The sequence below is a fragment of the Paenibacillus auburnensis genome, assembly GCF_927798115.1.
GTDB lineage: Bacteria > Bacillota > Bacilli > Paenibacillales > Paenibacillaceae > Paenibacillus_AQ > Paenibacillus_AQ auburnensis.
In genome coordinates this window covers 297,399-316,198 of the sequence record NZ_CAKMMG010000004.1, presented here as the reverse complement: position 1 = coordinate 316,198, position 18,800 = coordinate 297,399, and the positions used below count along the sequence as shown (strand labels likewise).

General features: G+C 55.0%; 14 protein-coding genes and 1 pseudogene. 9 read left to right on the top strand and 6 right to left on the bottom strand.

The genetic code is table 11. The annotated features are described in order from the left end of the window. The first annotated feature begins 124 nt into the window (after positions 1-124). The gene (locus tag L6H70_RS16995; RefSeq protein ID WP_236335073.1) at positions 125-988 is read left to right on the top strand and encodes a nitroreductase family protein; all 864 of its coding nucleotides are present in this window, start codon (positions 125-127) and stop codon (positions 986-988) included. On the opposite strand, the gene L6H70_RS16990 is transcribed toward L6H70_RS16995, so the two are convergent. Together L6H70_RS16990 and L6H70_RS16985 are read right to left on the bottom strand one after the other, a co-directional pair. Then, positions 981-2,657 carry an ATP-binding cassette domain-containing protein gene (locus L6H70_RS16990; RefSeq protein ID WP_236335072.1) on the bottom strand — a complete coding sequence of 559 codons (1,677 nt, stop codon included), beginning with the start codon at positions 2,655-2,657 and terminating at the stop codon, positions 981-983. The two genes, L6H70_RS16995 and L6H70_RS16990, sit on opposite strands and share 8 nt — an antisense overlap. Further along, positions 2,654-3,466, bottom strand: a complete 813-nt coding sequence (locus L6H70_RS16985; RefSeq protein WP_236335071.1) for an ATP-binding cassette domain-containing protein — start codon at positions 3,464-3,466, stop codon at positions 2,654-2,656. Before L6H70_RS16985 ends, L6H70_RS16990 begins: the two co-directional genes overlap by 4 nt. 125 nt (positions 3,467-3,591) lie before the next feature. On the opposite strand from L6H70_RS16985, the gene L6H70_RS16980 reads away from it, so the two are divergent. Further along, a complete protein-coding gene (locus L6H70_RS16980; protein WP_236335070.1) occupies positions 3,592-4,200 on the top strand; it encodes a biotin transporter BioY in 609 nt (202 codons plus the stop codon). Positions 4,201-4,300: 100 nt separating this feature from the next. Here L6H70_RS16980 and L6H70_RS16975 read toward each other — a convergent pair whose 3' ends face one another. Both L6H70_RS16975 and L6H70_RS16970 read right to left on the bottom strand, forming a co-directional pair. After that, positions 4,301-5,806, bottom strand: coding sequence for an alpha-amylase (locus tag L6H70_RS16975; RefSeq protein WP_236335069.1), 1,506 nt, complete (start codon positions 5,804-5,806; stop codon positions 4,301-4,303). Between the two features lie 108 nt (positions 5,807-5,914). Next, positions 5,915-6,760 (bottom strand): DUF72 domain-containing protein, encoded by an 846-nt coding sequence (locus tag L6H70_RS16970; protein WP_236335068.1) that lies wholly within the window; start codon positions 6,758-6,760, stop codon positions 5,915-5,917. 261 nt (positions 6,761-7,021) lie between these two features. Between L6H70_RS16970 and L6H70_RS16965 the strand changes: the two genes are divergently transcribed. After that, positions 7,022-7,876, top strand: coding sequence for an MBL fold metallo-hydrolase (locus L6H70_RS16965; protein WP_236335066.1), 855 nt, complete (start codon positions 7,022-7,024; stop codon positions 7,874-7,876). Between the two features lie 91 nt (positions 7,877-7,967). Here L6H70_RS16965 and L6H70_RS16960 read toward each other — a convergent pair whose 3' ends face one another. Further along, positions 7,968-9,560, bottom strand: coding sequence for a histidine kinase N-terminal 7TM domain-containing diguanylate cyclase (locus tag L6H70_RS16960; protein ID WP_236335065.1), 1,593 nt, complete (start codon positions 9,558-9,560; stop codon positions 7,968-7,970). A 367-nt stretch (positions 9,561-9,927) separates the two neighbouring features. Between L6H70_RS16960 and L6H70_RS16955 the strand changes: the two genes are divergently transcribed. The 6 genes and pseudogenes from L6H70_RS16955 to L6H70_RS16930 all read left to right on the top strand — a co-directional run bounded on the left by L6H70_RS16955 (position 9,928) and on the right by L6H70_RS16930 (position 16,652). Further along, on the top strand, positions 9,928-10,710 hold the full coding sequence (locus L6H70_RS16955; protein WP_054942385.1) for an ABC transporter ATP-binding protein: 783 nt from the start codon (positions 9,928-9,930) through the stop codon (positions 10,708-10,710). Between the two features lie 3 nt (positions 10,711-10,713). After that, the gene (locus L6H70_RS16950) at positions 10,714-11,526 is read left to right on the top strand and encodes an ABC transporter permease (RefSeq protein WP_054942384.1); all 813 of its coding nucleotides are present in this window, start codon (positions 10,714-10,716) and stop codon (positions 11,524-11,526) included. Next, positions 11,526-12,425 carry an ABC transporter permease gene (locus L6H70_RS16945; RefSeq protein ID WP_054942383.1) on the top strand — a complete coding sequence of 300 codons (900 nt, stop codon included), beginning with the start codon at positions 11,526-11,528 and terminating at the stop codon, positions 12,423-12,425. The genes L6H70_RS16950 and L6H70_RS16945 overlap by 1 nt, the downstream gene beginning before the upstream one ends. A 146-nt stretch (positions 12,426-12,571) precedes the next feature. Beyond that, the gene (locus L6H70_RS16940) at positions 12,572-13,678 is read left to right on the top strand and encodes an ABC transporter substrate-binding protein (protein WP_236335063.1); all 1,107 of its coding nucleotides are present in this window, start codon (positions 12,572-12,574) and stop codon (positions 13,676-13,678) included. Between the two features lie 91 nt (positions 13,679-13,769). Continuing rightward, positions 13,770-15,232 (top strand): annotated as a pseudogene (locus tag L6H70_RS16935) (CoA-acylating methylmalonate-semialdehyde dehydrogenase). A 13-nt stretch (positions 15,233-15,245) separates the two neighbouring features. Next, positions 15,246-16,652, top strand: coding sequence for an aspartate aminotransferase family protein (locus L6H70_RS16930; RefSeq protein WP_423802843.1), 1,407 nt, complete (start codon positions 15,246-15,248; stop codon positions 16,650-16,652). Here the strand turns inward: L6H70_RS16930 and L6H70_RS16925 are convergent. Beyond that, positions 16,618-18,306, bottom strand: a complete 1,689-nt coding sequence (locus L6H70_RS16925) for a PucR family transcriptional regulator (protein ID WP_236335062.1) — start codon at positions 18,304-18,306, stop codon at positions 16,618-16,620. The genes L6H70_RS16930 and L6H70_RS16925 overlap by 35 nt on opposite strands. Between the last annotated feature and the right edge of the window lie 494 nt (positions 18,307-18,800).

The window sequence follows — 18,800 nt, the reverse complement described above, 5'->3', positions numbered from 1 at the left end:
ATAAACATCTATAGATGTTAATATTAGTATGTGAAAAAAGTTACGTTCGGCGTAGCTTTTACAAACCGGCCAGTGGTAACGTGCAATTTCTGCAGCAGGGAGAGTAGAGGAAGGGGCTGAAATAATGGGTATCGCCGTTATGGATATCATCGAGAAGCGGAAATCAGTACGCACCTATGAGACGACACCGATTGGGGAAGAGGTTCACGCTTCTATTATGGACTATCTGCATCAGGAGGAAAATCTGCTCGGACCCTTCGGGGGGAGGGCAAGGATGGAGTGGATCTGGGCCAAAAGCGGGGGCGAAGACGGCAAGGGCATCAAGCTCGGCGCATACGGGATTATTCAGAATCCGCAGGCCTATCTGGTGGGCGTGGTGCGCAACGATCAGACGGCGCTGCTGGAGTTCGGATATATTTTTCATAAGCTTATTCTTTATGCTACCGGCCTTGGCCTGGGTACCTGCTGGATTGGGGGAACCTTTAACCGCAATTCCTTTGCCCGTGAGCTTGAGCTTGCGCCCGGAGAGATCATTCCCTGCATTACACCGCTTGGCTATGCACGGGAGAAGCAGCGGCTGCTGGACACAACTATGCGTTATATTGTCAAGGCGGATCAGAAGAAGCCGTGGCGCGAGTTGTATTTCGATTCGGGATTCGAAAGACTGCTGGCTCCGGAGTCCGCCGGCAGGCTGGCCGCACCGCTGGAGATGGTCCGGCTCGGCCCCTCGGCTTCCAACAAGCAGCCCTGGCGGATCGTGCTGTCCGCTGACCGGCGGCAGGCGCATTTCTATCTGCAGCATACGCCGAATTATAGCGGGAACAAGCTGGGCTTTGAAATGCAGCGGATCGATCTCGGCATTGCAGCCTGCAATTTCGAGCTGGCCTGCCGGGAGATGGACATTCCCGGTGGATGGATCGTGAACGATCCGCAGCTCGGCGTAATCGACGGGTATACGGAATACATGCTGAGCTATAAGCTCAGCTGATCCGGGAGACCCACCACAGCAAAGCCGCCATAAGCATAACACTGGCCAGCGCCAGCGTGTCCTTAGGCTGCCAGTTCAGCTGATACGAAGGAGTCCGTGCTTTCTGCGGGTCATAACCGCGGGATTCAACGGCTGTAGCCAGCTCATCCCCCATGCCGATGACAAGAATCAGAAGCGGCACAATAAGTAAGCTAATCTGCCGGGGACTCCAGCGCGCGGGACCGCGCTGAAGTCTCCCACGCGACTTCAGCGCCAGCTGCAGCTGGCTCAGCTTGCCGAGAATCCAGGGCACGAACTGCAGCGTGACGGATACGGCCAGCGACCAGCCCCGGGTACGGATGCCCAGCTTCTTCAGCGGGGCAATGGCCCACTCCAGCGCTTCGCGCAGCGGTGCGCCGGTGGTTGTCTCCGTGAACAGGAAGCCAAGGGCAATGAGCAGCAGGAAGCGCAGCACGTTCAGCCCCCCGCGCAGGATGCCTGCCGAGCTGAAGCCCAGGAACCCGAGGGTAATGTCCGGGGATGCCCAGTCAAGCGCAGACAGCAGCCAGAGGAACAGGAACATCAGCAGGAACGGACGGAAGAACCTTGCCGTCCGGCTCCAGGAAATTCCCGCAGTTCCGATTAATCCGGCAACAAGGGCAGCGGTGAGCAGCAGCGGAGTCAAGCTGTTCATGCCCAGTACAACCAGTGAACCCAGCACCATCCCCAGCCATTTCACGCGGGGGTCAAGCCCCTGCCAGAACCTCCGGCGCGGGGCTGTTTGGCTATGCTCCCTGACGGGAGCTTCCGGGTTGTCGTTGGCAGGCGGAGCCTCCAGCTGCGCTTCCTCAGGTGTCTGGGGCCTGCCAGCTTCCGCAGGTGCGGGAGGCAGCTGCAAGCTCAGCCCGGCCAGCAGCGCATCCAGGCTGTCCGGCTGCTCCGCCAGCAGTCCCTGCCGGCGGAGTCTGTGCCCGATGCGCGAGTAGGCGGGCGGCTCCAGCCCGGCTGAACGGAGCAGCAGGTGGTCGGCCGCCAGCGGTGCGGCGGGCCCGTCATAATGGACGGAGCCCTGGGACATCACGACCGCTTGGTCGGCCAGCGGAAGGAAGCTGTCCAGATCATGCGTACCGATGATCAGGGTGATGCCGCCCGCCCGCAGTTCCTGCACCAGCGTGAGCAGCGCCTGCGCCGCCTGCGGATCCAATCCGGCGGTCGGCTCGTCGAGAATCAGCAGCCCGGGCTGTGTAGCAATAGCGGCAGCGATACACAGCCGCCGCTTCTCTCCTCCGCTGAGGAGGAAAGGAGAACGTCCGGCGAAGCTCTCATAAGGCAGTCCTACCTTGGACAGGGCGCTGCGGATCCGCTCCGCCCGCTGCGCCTTCGGCACTCCGTGCTGCTCCAGGCCATACTCAATTTCCTTATGCACATTGCCTGCAAACAGCTGGGTCTCCGGCTGTTGAAATACTATGGATACGTTAGGCTCGTCCCCTGGGCCAGCAGCATAAACAACCCTTCCCGCAGCAGGGGCGGCAAGTCCTGCAAGCACCCGCAGCAGAGTGGACTTGCCGCTTCCGGTCACACCGCAGAGGACGGTCAGTGTTCCCTGGCTGATCTCCAGATTGATGTCCTGGAGGGCGGCTGCAGTATCGTAGAAGAAGGAGATCTTCTCCGCCCGGATGCTCATGCTCATAGGATTGCCTCCAGTTCCTGCTCGGTCAGCGGCAGCAGCCTGAGGGGCCAGCCCTTCGCCTGCAGGAGCCTTCCGATGGAGATCACCGGTGCAGGCTCCCAGCCCAGCTGCCCGGGCAGCTCCGAGCTGTAGAACAGGGTACGGGGATCGCCGTCATACAGCATCGTTCCCTGCCCCATAACCGCTACTCTTGGACTCTCTGCAAGCTCCTCTACCCGCTGGGTGACCCAGAGAATGGTCGTTCCCTGGCGCCATAGATTCCGGGCCAGATCCAGAATGTCGCTGCGTCCGGCGGGGTCCAGCATAGATGTAGCCTCATCGAAGATAATCATCTCTGCCTGAAGCGCGAGACAGCAGGCTACCGCCAGGCGCTGGCGTTCCCCGCCGGACAGGGCGGAGATATCGGTTTCCGATTTATGCGCCAGCCCCACCTGCTGCAGGACCCGGGTGATCCGCTTCTCCATCTCGCCTGGGGATAACCCCCGGTTCTCCAGACCGAAGGCTACGTCCTCGTAAGGGGTAGAGCCTACATTCTGGGCCTCGGGATTCTGGAATACAAGCTGAATATGCTGCTTGACCGCAGTGCGGTTCTCCGGTGAACGCAGATTAAGTCCGGCTGCGGTTAAGCTGCCTCCGGCCGGAATATTCAGGCCGTTGAACAGACGGATCAGAGACGATTTGCCGCAGCCGTTTGCCCCGGTAAGCGCGACCCATTCGCCGCGTTCGATAGGAATGGAAATTCCCTGCAATACCGGCAGCCTGTACTGGCCGTCCCGGAAGAACAAAGATAAATTTTGGGCCGTAATCATCAATCCTACCTGCTTCCCTGACAGTGTTAATGCACAATTGCTCTTGATTATATCAGAGATTAGAGATTGATGTATAAGGAGCGGGATGGTATAGTGTTCCTAAAAAAAAGGGGGGACTGCTACAAATGAAAAAGTGGACGACTCGCGGCCTGATATTCAGCGCATTGTTTGCCGGAGTCATGATCGCACTCAGCTTTTTTAAAATTTACCTGCCTTTTTCGGCTGTGCCGATTACGCTGCAGACACTGGCTGTCATGCTGGCAGGTGCTATTCTTGGAGCACGCTACGGCACCTTGGCTGTGCTGATTGTCATTGGTCTTGCCGCAGCCGGATTCCCGGTGATGGGCGGCAGCGGAGGGATGGCCGTGCTGGTCGGGCCGACAGCAGGCTATATTTTATCCTGGCCGTTTGCTGCTTTCCTGATTGGCCTGTGCGCCGAGCGCACACAGCAGAATAAATATACGTTTCCTAAGCTGCTTACCGCCAATTTCCTGTTTGGCGCGCTGCTTGTCTATCCCGGAGGGGTATGGTGGCTGGCGCATTCCACAGGCATGGACTCGCTCAATAAAGCGTTAACCGCGGGCATGTGGCCGTTCATTCCGGGGGATCTGATCAAAGCCGTTTTATGCGCAGGTGTCGTAACCGCTGTGCGTCAGGTATATCCGATGGAACGTATTCTGAACAGTGATAACGGGGGATGGGCCGAAGGCGAGCATCCGCCGCTCAGCCGCTGATCCCGGCAACAGCAAAGAGGGGAACCCTGCCTGCGCGGCAGAGGCTCCCCTCTTTTTTTTGTAATATGATTTACGTAACGGCCAAGCCGTTTCTTCTTGCTTATGACGCGTCCTCACCGCTTGCGGGAGCCTCTTCCGGGTCCGTATTCTCCTCATCAGGCAGAGCCCAGACGGATACACTGCCGCCGTTCACCGGGAACACAGCCCAGCCATCCTCGCCAATCGTCACCTGCTCTTCGCGGTTATGGGTGAAATCCTCCCAGACTTCCCCCGCACGCTCTTCACCCACGAACATCCGTTTCTCGCCGTTGTCTCCATTGGAGATGATCACCGCACAGCCTGAGCCCGGAAGCTCCTCCACGCCGCGCCGCACCCAGCCGATCGTGTTGGGATGGTCGAAGTAATCATCCTGTTCCCCGTAGGCTTTGTGATAGCGGGTGTACAGCAGCGGATCGATGGCCGCCTTTTTGCCGTCCACCGGAACCGGCCCGCCGATTCCGTAATAGTCACCGTAGAAGACCACCGGATACCCGTCCCGTCGCAGGAGGATCAGGGCGTAGGCGCTCTGCTTAAACCAGTCGCCAACCCAGGACTCCAGCGCCTCGTGGGGCTGTGAATCATGGTTATCCACGAAGGTTACGGCATTGCCGGGGTGAGTCTGGACAAGCGTGTCATCAAAAATATGCGTCAAATCGAAATCCCTGCCGCCCAGCGCGGCTGCGTAGAGCTTATAATGCAGCGACACATCGAACAGGTCGATCTGATAATCCACCGTATTCAGGAATTCCCGGCAGGCTTCCAGATTGTCGTTCCAGAATTCGCCGACGATGTAGAAGTCCTCTCCCCGTTTTTTGCCCATTTCCAGGGCGAATTCCTTAATGAACTCATGGTTGATATGCTTGATGGCATCGAGGCGGTAGCCGCTGCACTGCAGTGTATCGACCAGCCATTTCCCCCATTCCAGCATCTCGCGTTTGACATCCTCATGGCTGTAATCGATATTGGCGAACATCAGGTAATCATAGTTGCCGAACTCGTCGTCGACGTTCGGGTTCCAGGCCTTGTTCTCCCCGTTGATCCGGAATACTCCGGTCCGGCCTTCCTTCGCATCGAAATCGGTACCGTTGAAATGGGTATGATCCCATTTGAAAGAGGAATACTCATCACCGCGCCCCGGAAAGGTGAACTTGGTCCAGCCTTCGATCTCGAAGGGGGCAGAGATCTCCTTGTTGCGGTCGTTCGGGTCAACCTCAATAACTTCAAAGACTTCTGTCTCGTCTGCACCCGCTTTATGATTCATAACGAGATCAACGTATACGGCAATGCCGTTCTTTAAGCACTCGGCAATGGCCTCAACCAGCTCCTGTTTCGTGCCGTATTTCGTGCGGACCGTTCCTTTTTGATCAAACTCACCCAGATCGTACAAATCATACACACCATAACCCGTGTCTTCCGGCGTAATGGCCTTCGTTACAGGCGGAACCCAGACGGAGTCAATAAAACCGGCCTTCAGCTCCGGTGCCATCTCCGCCAGCCTCTTCCAGTGCTGCCCGTCTGCCGCAACATGCCATTCGAAAAACTGCATCATCGTATGATTTCTCTTCATTCCCTTTTTGCCTCCTTATAAATTCAAGTGCTGAATAGTGATTTTTGGTAGTTCAATGCGCTGCCAAGGAGTAAAAGAGATATATGTAGAACTTGGTGCTAGCGGGGCCTAGTTGAATAAGTCTAGCTGAAGCGGTGCCAGGCCGCCGTCAATTCCCAGTAATGCCTGTAATTCTTTCGCATTGGGTGTGGCATCGCCGGCGGAATTATTATTGAAGACTACATACAGCTCCCGGCATGTTTTTTCAAGCTCCCGCAGCCGATCACGCCACTCTGTCAGTTCTTCTGTGCTGTAGCGGTACAAATAACGCAGCTTACGCCAGTCGGGGTGGCTGCTCTGATTCCAGCCTTGGGTATTGCGGCCGTGCAGCCGGACATAGGTTATATCCGGTGTTGTCGCTACAGGCACAACCGGAATGGAGCCCGATCCTGCCTGAGGCTCGTCGGCTACGGTATGAATCCAGCCTTCCTGGGTAAGAAAACTCAGCGTTTTATCGCGCATTTCCGGACTGTACCAGGATTCATTGCGGAATTCGACTGCAGCCGGGACATCCAGCATCCGTTCCTTGGCCTCGCGGAGGAATTCCACGTTTTCCTTGGTGCAATCGAACCATGGAGGGAATTGGAAGAGCGCCATCGCCAGCTTCCCGGCTGCTTTTACCGGGGCAATGGAGGTGTGAAAGGCCTCGTACATTTCTCCTGGCGTATCGTAATAATTCTTTTTTCTGCGCAGGTGCCCAGTCATCCCCTGGTAGGCTTTAACGATAAACTTGAACTCATCGGGGGTCTGGCTGACCCATTTCACGTAATTTTTGACCGGCTGCACAGCATAAAAGGAACTGTCGATTTCCACGATGGGAAAATGTGCGCTGTATGCAGGCAGGCGTTCGGCCGGTTTGATTTTGCCGTATAGCTCTTCATGGTCCCCGAAACCGGTTAGCCCGATTTTGATCATCGCAAAATCCTCCTTATCGGCTGTCCCGTTCACAGGGCCGATTTAGATTAACTAACCTCTATTAAACTTAAACCCTGCTGTCGCAAACAACTGCAGTTGATTAAAACGTCCATTTGATGCAACATGAAGGGATAAAGCGCTGTAAATATGCCCGGTCCGGAGATATCGCTATGGGTGCTGTTATCGCCAAAAGAATGACGGGATATACTTTGCGGGTCTGCCTTTATTTATCTTGATTGATTGCACAGGAGGAAGCTGGGAATGGAGCATAAATTCGAGCAGATTAGTCCACATATTCTGATCATGCACGCGGAGCATGCAACCGACCGTCCGGTGCTGGCGGCAATTACGGGAGAGCGGCGGACGCTTTTGATGGATGCGGGCGCTTCGCCTGCCCATGCCGGGCAATTCCGCGAGGAGCTGGAGCGGCGTGGCTGCCGGCTGCCGGATATGCTGGTGCTGACGCACTGGCACTGGGATCACAGCTTCGGTATGAGTGGGTGGGATATTCCGGCGGTTGCCCATGAGGAAACCGCAGAGGCTCTGGCTGCTTTAAGCGGACGCGGCTGGTCAGAGGAAGAAATGGCTGAACTGGTACAAGCAGGTACAATCAGTGAAGCAAGCGTGCAGCATATCCGTCTGGAATACGGTGATTCCGGGGCGGTTACCATTAGGCAGCCAGATATTATATTCACCGGCAGGATCACTTTTGATCTTGGGGGAGTGACTTGTGAGCTGATTCATGTCGGCGGTGATCACTCGGCAGACTCCTGCGTGCTCTATGTTCAAGAGGACAAGGTTCTATTCCTGGGGGATGCGCTGGGTCCTTCCGTTTATGGCGGCCCGTATAAGTACAGCAGCACCGGCTTCCTCAGACTGCTTGAAATGGCGTACGGATTCGGTGCGGAATGGTATGTAGAGTCTCATGGTGTTCCGATGAATGACCAGGATTTCCGCGCTGATCTGGCGCCATGGGAACGTTTGGCCCGGGTGGTGGATGTGTTCGGACACAACCGGGAGCGGGTAGTGCTGGAAATGAAAGACTACCTGAAGCTTGAAGAACTGCCCGGAGATTTGCTGAAGGGCGTAGACTATTTCATGGCCGGACCGAAATAAACAGATTCAAGCCTTATTGCATACAAACAGATAGTAAACAGACAGCCCCGTTTCCAATGGAACGGGGCTGTCTGGCGTAATGCAGTATTTGCTAGAGCGGAGTGAAATGGGTAATAGCTGCCCCGCTGGACATGTGGACAGCATTGCGGCCGTTGCGCTTGGAAGTGTACAGGGCATGATCGGCTTCGGAGAGCAGCTCTTCCAGGGAGATATTCTCCCGGCCAGCCTCGGCCACCCCGAAGCTGGCCGTTACATTGATAGGTCCTGAAAGTGTATAAAATGCGCTGCGTTCAATATCCTTACGGATCGCCTCCGACAATAAAGCCGCTTGCTGGAGTGATGTGTCAGGCAGACACATCACGAATTCCTCGCCTCCGTAACGACCGAATACATCCCCTTCGCGGGTATGTCTGCGGCATACCCCCACAATGTGCTGGAGCGCCATGTCACCATACTGATGACCATAACGGTCATTGATATTTTTGAAAAAGTCGATGTCCAGCAAAATGATCGAGACCGGGATCTGATTCATGGAGGCCTCTTCCAGCAGCGTGCGGCTTCGTTCCATGAAATAGGTACGGTTGTAAATGCCGGTCAAGCTGTCGATGGTGGCAAGCTGCTGCAGCTTCTCCTGGAGCAGGGTCCGTTCGGTCACGTCGATCAGCATAATCATCCGCCCGGCCAGATTGCCATCCTTTTTCAGTACCGGAGAGGAGCGGACCTGGTAATAACAAGTACTGCCGCCAAAATTCCAGGCCAGCTCCCGCTCCTCACTCAACAGCGGGTCCGCATTCATTACATAATCCACGGCTTCTTTGCCGGCAGGCAGAAACAGCTTGGCCAAAGGATGCCCGATAGCCGAGGAGTCCAGGCCCTCCAGCATTTCGGTAGCGGCCCGGTTGTAGTCGATCAGCATATCGGAACGGTCGGTGACCAGTACCCCGTCACGCATGCTCTCGAACAGATTCTCTCGGGCAATGGGAGCCGCAGTCAGCATCCCCCGGGAGAGAATGGCCCAAATGTACAGCGTTGAAGTTATGCTCATGATAATCGGCACGGGATCCATGCCGTAGGGAGTCTTGTCTATCAGGTAGAGGAATGCACCCAGAGCCGGGAGGAACTGCCCGATAAAGATCGTAATCATCTGCCTCCGGTAGACCCGCTTCATCCGGTTCCACTGCCAGAGAATCAGGCACATTCCGGCCAGCATACATCCAAAAGTCATGCTGCCCTGCACGATATACCAGGGGCCCATCACAACATCAACCAGCGGAGTGGGGGCATTCTCCCGGAATAGCATCGACTGGTAGAACAAATGATGAGACTCATTGGTCCATACGAGCAGTACAGAGATGCAGGGAATGGAATACAGCAGAGTCAGCAGCTTTTTATTAATTAAACGCTCCAATCCCACGAAGTACATAATCATAATCAGGCTGGAAGGCGCGATAAAAGGCATGCCCAGATACTCTACTTTGATCCAGAACCCGATTTCCTCCATGGTGCTCCCCGACAGCTCCAGTGCGAAGCCGAACGTATAGACCGCTGAAAAGAAGGAGCTGTAAATAAACGGCTTGTTTCCCGCGAAATCGGTCTTCTTATAGTAAGCAAACAGGGCGAGGAGCGCGCTCAGTACACCGGATATGGAGACGATGACAATATAATTTGAAATTAAAGAGCCCATGCGATGTTCCTCCATGCAGGATGATCATCAGATGCAGGGTCCGGGGCCGCAAACTGCGCCTTAGATAACCATGGGGCATTATTATGTGCATTTAGCATCGGTAAAGGGTCTCCTGTTTTAGCAAGGATATATGAGTAAATAGTATCACAGTTTTGAAGCGATCCGTAACAATAATAGCCGGTGGCTAGACAAAGTGACGGAATTTAGCAGGTGCAATTTTACTTTTTGTCTAGTGAGTGTCCGGGGAGCAAAGTGTAACATGTTAGTTAATCCTACATGATAAAAATATTATCATCGTTTTAAACCAAAATATGTTATGTTATTTAACATACAATAATCCGATTCAGGGATGAAGGGGGAGCTGGACATGTCACTTGTAGCGACGAAAATTCCTGAAATACTACTGGAAAATGTCGAAATGCGCTATCAGACGGAGACTGCGGATGTGCTCGCACTGCATCAGGTAAGCCTGGATATTGCCAAAGGTGAGTTCGTTTCTTTACTGGGTCCTTCCGGATGCGGCAAAACGACACTGCTCAGACTGATGGCAGATCTCTTGACACCAACGGCCGGCAACGTCACGGTGGCAGGTAAGAGTGCCAAGGAAGCCAGACTGGCGCAAAAATATGGAATTGTTTTTCAAAGCCCTGTGCTTTATGACTGGCGTAAGGTGAAACATAATATTACATTGCCGCTTGAGCTGATGGGTGTCAAGAAATCGGTCCGCGAGGATAAGGCGCTGGAGCTGCTGGATCTTGTAGGTCTGCAGGGGTTCGCCGATAAATATCCCTGGCAGCTCAGCGGCGGTATGCAGCAGCGCGTCGCCATCGCCCGTGCACTTTCGATGGAGCCGGAGATTCTGCTGATGGATGAGCCGTTCTCCGCGTTGGATGAGTTTACCCGTGAGCGCCTGAATGAGGAGCTGCTGTCCGTCTGGAGTAAGGTGCAGAGCACGATCGTTTTTGTAACCCATAGTATCCCCGAATCGATTTTCCTCTCTGACCGGGTCTTTGTCCTCTCCCCGCATCCGGGCAGGCTGTCCGCCGTCGTTGATATCCCGCTGCCGCGTCCGCGCACAGCCGAGATGAGAAACAGCCCGCAGTTTTTTGAACTGATCGCCCGTATCCGCGACAGTTTCGAAGGGGTGTAGCGAATGAAGGGGAACAGCCCGATTATGCGCAGCCGCGTTCTGCCGCTGTTCGTCTGGATCTTCGGCCTGCTGGTTGTATGGGAGGCAGTCTCCTGGATGCTGCTTCATGTGGCCAAAACGCCGCTGGCCCAATCCAAGCTGCCATATGTGCATGAAGTGGCTGCAACCTTGTGGAAGTACAGCGGCACGCTGCTGAAGGAAGGGGGAGCGACCTTCGGTAATGCCGGTATCGGATTTCTGATTGGTGCCGCAGCCGGCGTGCTCCTCGCTGTGCTGATGAGCTTGTCCAGGACGATTGAACAGCTCGCCTTCCCTTATGCCGTTGCCTCACAGATGATTCCGATTCTAGGGCTTGCCCCGATCATCTATGGGATTGTGCGGGATGAACAGGTGTCACGGATTATTATCTCCGGCTACATTACCTTTTTTCCGGTTGCCCTGAATATGCTGCGCGGTCTGCGCAGTGTTGATCTTTCGGCCGTTGAATTGATGCACTCCTACGCCGCCAAGCCTTGGGCCGTGTACTGGAAGCTGCGTTTTCCGGCTGCACTGCCCGGACTGTTCAGCGGCCTCAAAATCGCTGCCCCCCTGGCTGTAACCGGAGCGATTCTGGTGGAGCTGATGGGAGCCCAGCACGGCATCGGCGTGATTATGCTGCGTAATCTTTATTACGGCCCGTCCCATACCTATATGTTCTGGTCTACGGTGCTGGTCGGGGCGCTGCTTGGCATCGCCAGCTATTGGCTGATGACTCTGATTGAACGGCTGGTAGCGCCATGGCAGCCGGAGTTTCGTCCGAAGGGAGGGGACCGCTGATGGGAACTAACTCTGTACGCGAACCTTCCTATATTACTGCTGCCGGAACCGAGGAGGCATCACCCTCTCTGATAACAACGAGAAATAGTGTATCGTCCGGTCCGCAGAAGCAAAAAGGCAAACGCCGGCTTTTGAAATGGCTTAATCCTGGTGTGATTCTCCCTCTGCTTGCCGGAGTGCTGTTCCTGCTCCTCTGGGAGTTTCAGGTGTTTCATAAGCTGTTTGACCTGAAAAAGTATCAGCTCCCGCTGCCTTCAGCCATTTGGGAAGCGATGCGGGAGAATTACAGCCTGCTGCTGTCTTATACCGGCTATACCTTGACCGAGGCGGTAGTGGGAATGCTGATCGGTTCGGCCTGCGGCTTCCTGATTGCCCTGGCGGCAACCGCCTGGCCCCGCTGGGGCGGCGGCAGCCTGACCCTTGTGGCTGCGCTCAACGCGGTGCCGATTGTGGCACTCGCTCCGATTATGAATCTGTGGTTCGGTGACGGCATCGGCTCTCGGGCCGCGATTGTTACCGCGACCACGATGGCGGCGATGGCGATCAATGCCTATAAGGGTATGGCGGCTGTAGACCCGCTGGCGCTGGATCTGATGCATTCATATGCAGCCGGCAAGCCCGCAGTGTTCCGCTATCTGCGGATCCAGAACAGTCTGCCGTATGTGTTCACGGCACTGAAGATCAACGCTACTGCCAGTATGATCGGAGCGATAGTGGGAGAGTTCTTCTTCTCCTCAAGGGGGCTCGGCTATCTGCTCTCCAATTCGATCAAGGTGGCGAAGATGCCGCTGGGCTGGTCGTGTATTGTGCTTGCGGCGATTGCCGGAGTCCTCTTTTACCTGATTGTTGAACGGCTGGAGAAGGTATTCATCAAGTGGCATAGCTCCCAGCGTTCGTAACACCCTTATCCCATTACATCCGGACTATCGCGTGAGGGGAAATAGAGAACCTGACCGCGGGCCGTATGCATACAGTCACCACGACGGTAACCATGCTGTGCTTTTGCAGGACTACAAACTCAAATTGGTAGGGGGAGTTGCATTTGATGAACGGGAAAAAAGGCAAATTTCGTGGTGGGCTGCTGCTGGCGGTAATGATCATGGTCATCTCTTTGCTGGCAGGCTGTGGCGGGAACAACAATAATAATACGTCTGCGGCAGAGTCGACGGCAGGAACAGAGGCATCTGCATCACCGGAGACGGCGGCAACAACAGAACCGGCTGCAGACCCGGTAACAGTGAAGCTGCAGCTGAAATGGGTGCCTCAGGCACAGTTCGCCGGTTACTTCCTGGCACAGGATAAAGGATATTACGCAGAGGAAGGGCTTAAGGTGGAGATTCTGCCGGGCGGACCGGATATCGTACCGGAGCAGCAGGTGGCCGGCGGATCGGCGGATATCGGTGTGGACTGGGTAGCGAGCCTTTTGACCAGCCAGGAGCAGGAAATGCCGCTGGTGCAGATCGCGCAAATCTTCCAGAAGAGCGGACTTGTTCTGGTCTCTAAGAAGGATGCGGGAATCAGCGGGCCGGCGGACCTGAAGGGCAAGAAGGTCGGCAACTGGATGGGCGGCAATGAGTTTGAGATTCTGGCACTGTTTGATAAGTACAAACTGGATTCCAATAAGGATCTGAACTTCACGAAGCAAGGCTTCACGATGGACCAGTTCCTCGGCGGTGAGATCGACGCCGCTTCGGCGATGACCTACAACGAATATCAGGTGGTGCTGGAGTCGGGCATTAAGGCGGAAGACCTGAATGTTATCGACATGAATGACGAGGGTGTGGCTATGCTGGAAGATAATCTGTTTGCCAACAAAGAATGGCTTGCAGAGAACAAGGAGACGGCAGCCAAGTTCGTCCGCGCTTCCCTCAAGGGCTGGAAAGACGCTATCGCTGACCCTGAAGCGGCAGTAGACAGTGTGATGAAGCTGGCAGAGGAAGGTAGTACCACCCGTGAGCATCAGCTGACGATGATGACTGAGGTTGCCAAGCTGATTCAGCCGGAAGGCTTCGATGCTGCAAAAATGGGTTATACCGATGCTGCAGCCTTTCAGCAGACCGCGGATATCGCACTTAAGTTCGGTGTAATCAAAGAAGCCTCCAAAGTGGATGAAGCCTATACGAACGAAATTGTAGAGATGGCGGCAAAATAAAGGTTTTCGCTCATATTCCTAATAGATGACCGCCGGATGTGGCGGTCATCTATTATAATCGGCAACTCAGATGATGAAAGAGGTGAAAGGGATGTCCTTGCTAGTAGGGCAGGCCGGAAAAGTTAAGAATTATGTAAACGGCACTTGGGTGGAATCGCGCTCCGGGAAAGAGGAGGAAGTGTATAATCCGGCGACCGGTGAGGTAATCGCTTACGTTCCAATTTCGAGTAAGGAAGAGCTGGATGATGCGGTACAGGTAGCGGCGCTGGCTTTTAAATCGTGGAAAAAGGTGGCCGTTCCGCGGCGGGCCCGCTATTTCTTCCAGTACCAGCAGCTGCTGGTACACCACTGGAATGAGCTGGCCGAGCTAATCACACTGGAGAACGGCAAAAGCCTGGAGGAGGCTATGGGTGAAGTGCAACGCGGCATCGAGTGTGTGGAATTTGCCTCCGGCATTCCGACACTGATGATGGGCAGCCAGCTGCCGGACATTGCTACCGGAATTGAATCGGGGATGTACCGCTATCCGCTGGGGGTTGTCGGCGGGATTGCGCCATTCAACTTTCCGATGATGGTACCCTGCTGGATGTTTCCGCTGGCCATCGCCTGCGGCATAACTTTGTCCTGAAGCCTTCCGAGCGGACGCCGCTGCTGGTCAACCGGCTGGCTGAGCTGTTTGCCGAAGCCGGGTTTCCGCCGGGTGTACTGAATGTGGTGCACGGAGCACATGAGGTGGTAAACGGGCTGCTGGAGCATGAAGAAGTGAAGGCGATTTCCTTCGTCGGCTCGCAGCCGGTGGCGGAATATGTATATAAGCAGGGAACGACCCACGGCAAGCGGGTGCAGGCTCTGGCCGGAGCCAAGAATCACTCGATTGTGCTCCCTGACGCAGACCTCGATAACGCGGTCAAGAACATTATTGCCGCGGCTTTCGGCTCGGCGGGTGAGCGCTGCATGGCCTGCGCCGTTGTAGTTGTGCATGAGGCGGTCGCTGATGAACTGGTAAGCCGCTTGGTAGAGGCTGCTGACGGACTTAAGATCGGGAACGGCAAGGAGGACGGTGTCTTCCTCGGTCCGGTCATCCGCCAGTCGAACAAGGAACGGACGATTGCCTACATCGAAACGGGGATCAAGGAGCAGGCGGAGCTGGTGCGTGACGGCCGGAAGGACAGCGCGGTGTCTGGTGCAGGTTATTTCCTTGGCCCGACCATCTTTGACCGTGTACAGCCGGGGATGACGATCTGGCAGGATGAGATTTTTGCTCCGCTGCTGTCGGTGGTGCGTGTCAAAGATCTCGCCGAAGCGATTGAGGTTACGAACCGTTCGCCGTTTGCCAATGGTGCCTGCCTGTATACAGACAGTGCCCGGGCGATCCGTGAGTTCCGGGAAGACATTGATGCGGGAATGCTGGGCGTGAATCTCGGGGTGCCGGCACCAATGGCCTTTTTCCCCTTCTCCGGTTACAAGAAATCGTTCTATGGAGACCTGCACGCGAACGGCCGTGACGGTGTTGAATTCTATACCCGCAAGAAGATGATTACTGCACGTTATTAGCTCCATCAAATACATGTTAAATAAACTGGAGTATCGAGAGGAGAGAGTTGCCATGCAGAGCCTGGGCAAAGAGAGCGAAGCGGCCGTCAAGAAGGATCAGCAGTATTTATGGCATAACATTACACCGTACAGCGAGGCGAATCCGCCGATGATCGCAGCTTCAGCCAGCGGATCCTGGGTTACCGATATCAATGGAAACAAATTTTTGGACGGTATGTCCGGACTGTGGTGTGTAAATGTCGGATATGGACGCAAGGAGCTGGCCGAGGCGGCCTACAATCAGCTGCTCAGCCTGCCGTATTTTCCGCTGACCCAGAGCCATATGCCGGCTATCGCGCTCGCCGAGAAGCTGAACGAATGGCTGGAGGGCGATTATGTGATCTTCTTCTCCAACAGCGGGTCGGAAGCGAACGAGGCGGCCTTCAAAATAGCGCGCCAGTACCAGCAGCAGATCGGCCAGCATTACCGGCATAAATTCATTGCCCGCTACCGCGGCTACCACGGCAGCTCGCTCGGGGCGCTGTCGGCGACAGGCCAGGCGCAGCGCAAATATAAATATGAGCCGCTGGTGGCCGGGTTCCTGCATGTTGCTCCGCCGGACAGCTACCGCCGTCCTGCAGGCATGACCGTGGAGGAATTCAACCTGCAGTGTGCGCAGGCGATTGAGGATACGATCGTCTGGGAAGGCGTTGAGACGGTTGCAGCCGTGATTATGGAGCCGGTCATTACCGGCGGCGGTGTGATCGTGCCGCACCAGGTGTATCTGGACCGGGTGCAGGAAATCTGCCGGAAGCATGGTGTGCTGCTGATTATTGACGAGGTGATCTGTGGTTTTGGGCGGTCCGGGCGTAAATTCGGCCATCAGAATTTCGGGATCAAGCCGGATATCGTCACCATGGCCAAAGGCTTGACCAGTGCTTACCTTCCGCTCTCGGCAACAGCAGTGCGCAAGGATATTTATGAAGCCTTCAAGGATAACAGTGACAGTTACGGCCATTTCCGCCACGTCAACACCTTCGGCGGCAATCCGGCTGCGTGTGCTCTGGCACTGCGCAATCTGGAGGTGCTGGAGCAGGAGAATCTGGTGGAACGTGCAGACATTCTGGGGCAAAGGCTGTACAGCGGGCTTTCCGGGCTGCTGGAGCACAAGCTGGTCGGCGATATCCGCAGCTTCGGGCTGGTTCTCGGCATTGAACTGGTGGCCGACAAATCCACTAAGCAGCCGGCCGATCTGGACACTGTCAAAGGTATTATTGCCGGGTGCAAAGTTAAAGGCCTTATCATCGGCAAAAACGGGGATACGGTGGCAGGCTTCAACAATGTGCTGACTATTGCTCCTCCGCTTTCCTCTACCGATGAGGACATCCAGTTCATTGTGGAGACACTCACAGCTGTGCTGAACGGGAGCTGGGCAGAGTGAGCTTCTCCGGATATAGAAGCTGATAGGCGCGCAGGGCAACCTGAATCGATATGCGGTTCTCCGGGAGCATGAAGTCCTCGCCGAGCAGCTCGGTGATTTTGTCCAGCCGGTAGTAGAGCGATTGTCTGACGATGAACAGATTGCGGGCCGCAATTTGCTTCGAGCCGTCATGATCAAGGAATACGCGGAGTGTCAGCAGCAGCTCACTGCCCTTGGACTGGTCATGGTCAATCAGCGGGCCGAGATAGCTGCGGATGAAGTTCTCCAGGGTCTTGCCGTCATTCAGGTTGAGCAGGAGCTGGAACACCCCGAGCTCCTCGTAGAACAGTACGGATTTCTGGTAGCACGAATAGAGTGACAGGGCTTGTACGGATTCCTGATATCCGGCATAGGCGTGCTTCAGGCCCTTATGGGACTTGCTGACTCCGATGACGAGCTGCAGGTCCTTCAGCTTCTCGTCTGCCCGGATATGCTGCAGGGCATCCAGTGCCTGCTGCAGCCGCAGCTTACCGGGAAGCTTCGACTGGATATCGAGTGCAATGACAGTCAGGCGGTTGTTCTTGAGTGTGATCAGCGGCCGCAGGGAGTATTTCTCGAAGAGGGAGCGCAGAATGAGCGACAGGTGGAAGGTGATCGATTCCCAGTCATTTTCTGAGCTGTTCCATTTGACGTCGCGCGGATTCTCGATTTCAATCAGGCAGACGCGGTAGGGCAGTTCGTTCACAACATTGAAATCGGGGCCGACCAGCCCTTTAAGCCGGTTGTCGTCCTGGGTGCGCCCGCTGATCAGCTCATCGACCCACAGATTCTCGGAGAACAGCTTGCGCTCTTCCATATAACGGGTGCGCAGCAGCTCCTGGGCAATCGAGAGGGAGGCGGAATCCAGCAGCAGACAGTCGAATTCCTGCGGCTTGTGATTGCAGACCATCAGGATATAGGCCCAGGTCTGGTCGAGTGCGCCCACCGGCTTAACCGCAATCATCTTATGGCCGTATTCGCGGATATATGGGGCGGCATCGGGCTGCACCCCCTCCATCTCCTCGCTGAAGGCTTCGAAGAAGCTCAGCAGCGGAGCCTGCTCATCCGGCGAAAGCGCCGGGAAGAACAAAGGTTTACCCTGCAGCTGCATATAAACAATCTGGGTGCGGGTGCTTTTGCATAATAACTGCAGCACCTTCAGGGTGCCCTGGGAAGTCAGTGTCAGACGGTGGAATTCGCGGGAGATGCTCTCCAGCTCCTGGAGCATCCGGTGATGACGGTTAATGATGAGGGAATGCAGGTCGAGTGTGATATCTACGAAGCGTACGGTACGGGTAAAGATGATCAGCGGAAAATCGTGGCGGTTGGCCAGCTCGATCATCTCCTGCGGGATGCTGCTGAAGTATGTTCCCAGCTCGATACATAAGCAGGCGGCGTTCTTATCAATCAGATTCTGCATAAAGGATAAGGAAGAAGCAATATCTGCACACGCACCCATGCCTGTTGTCAGAATCATTTCCTCACCGTGGATCAGACTTTCGAAGCTGGCGCTCTCCAGCACATGCACCCAGCGGATGGCCCGGTTCAGTCCGTGTTTGCCACCGATGATCTCAGCCTCTGCGAACAGCGGTCTTTTCAGCGCATCGCGGATGGTAAATACAAGTTCCCAATCCATATGCTTTCCCCCTCGCTCTTTTGCCCTGTCACTTGCGTTCACGTAAAAAATACACTTTTGAAATTAGACAATGTGTCTAATGTAACGAAAAATCGAAATGACTATAGTTTGATTATAATATGTTAGGATATATAACCTGATCAGATAGAAAAAGGACATTTTTTATGATTTAAGATATATTTTACTACATCACTCCTTATATGTAAGCAAAATATTAAGGCAATTATCGTAATAATGTTATATTATATAACACAAATATGATTTAGAAGCCGGGAATAAGGATTTTCTGCAACGCCTAAAAACACCAATTGTCCAAAGGGAGGGATAACTGATGGAGCACACTTCTCCGTTAACTGCATTCACGCCTGACATGTTCATGCGAAACTTCGCCGAGGCTGAGATCATCGGTGGCAAACACGGACTGAACCGGGCCATCCGCTGGGTGCATGTGCTGGAGAGCGCCAGCTTCGAAAGTCTGATCCACGGTGAGGAAA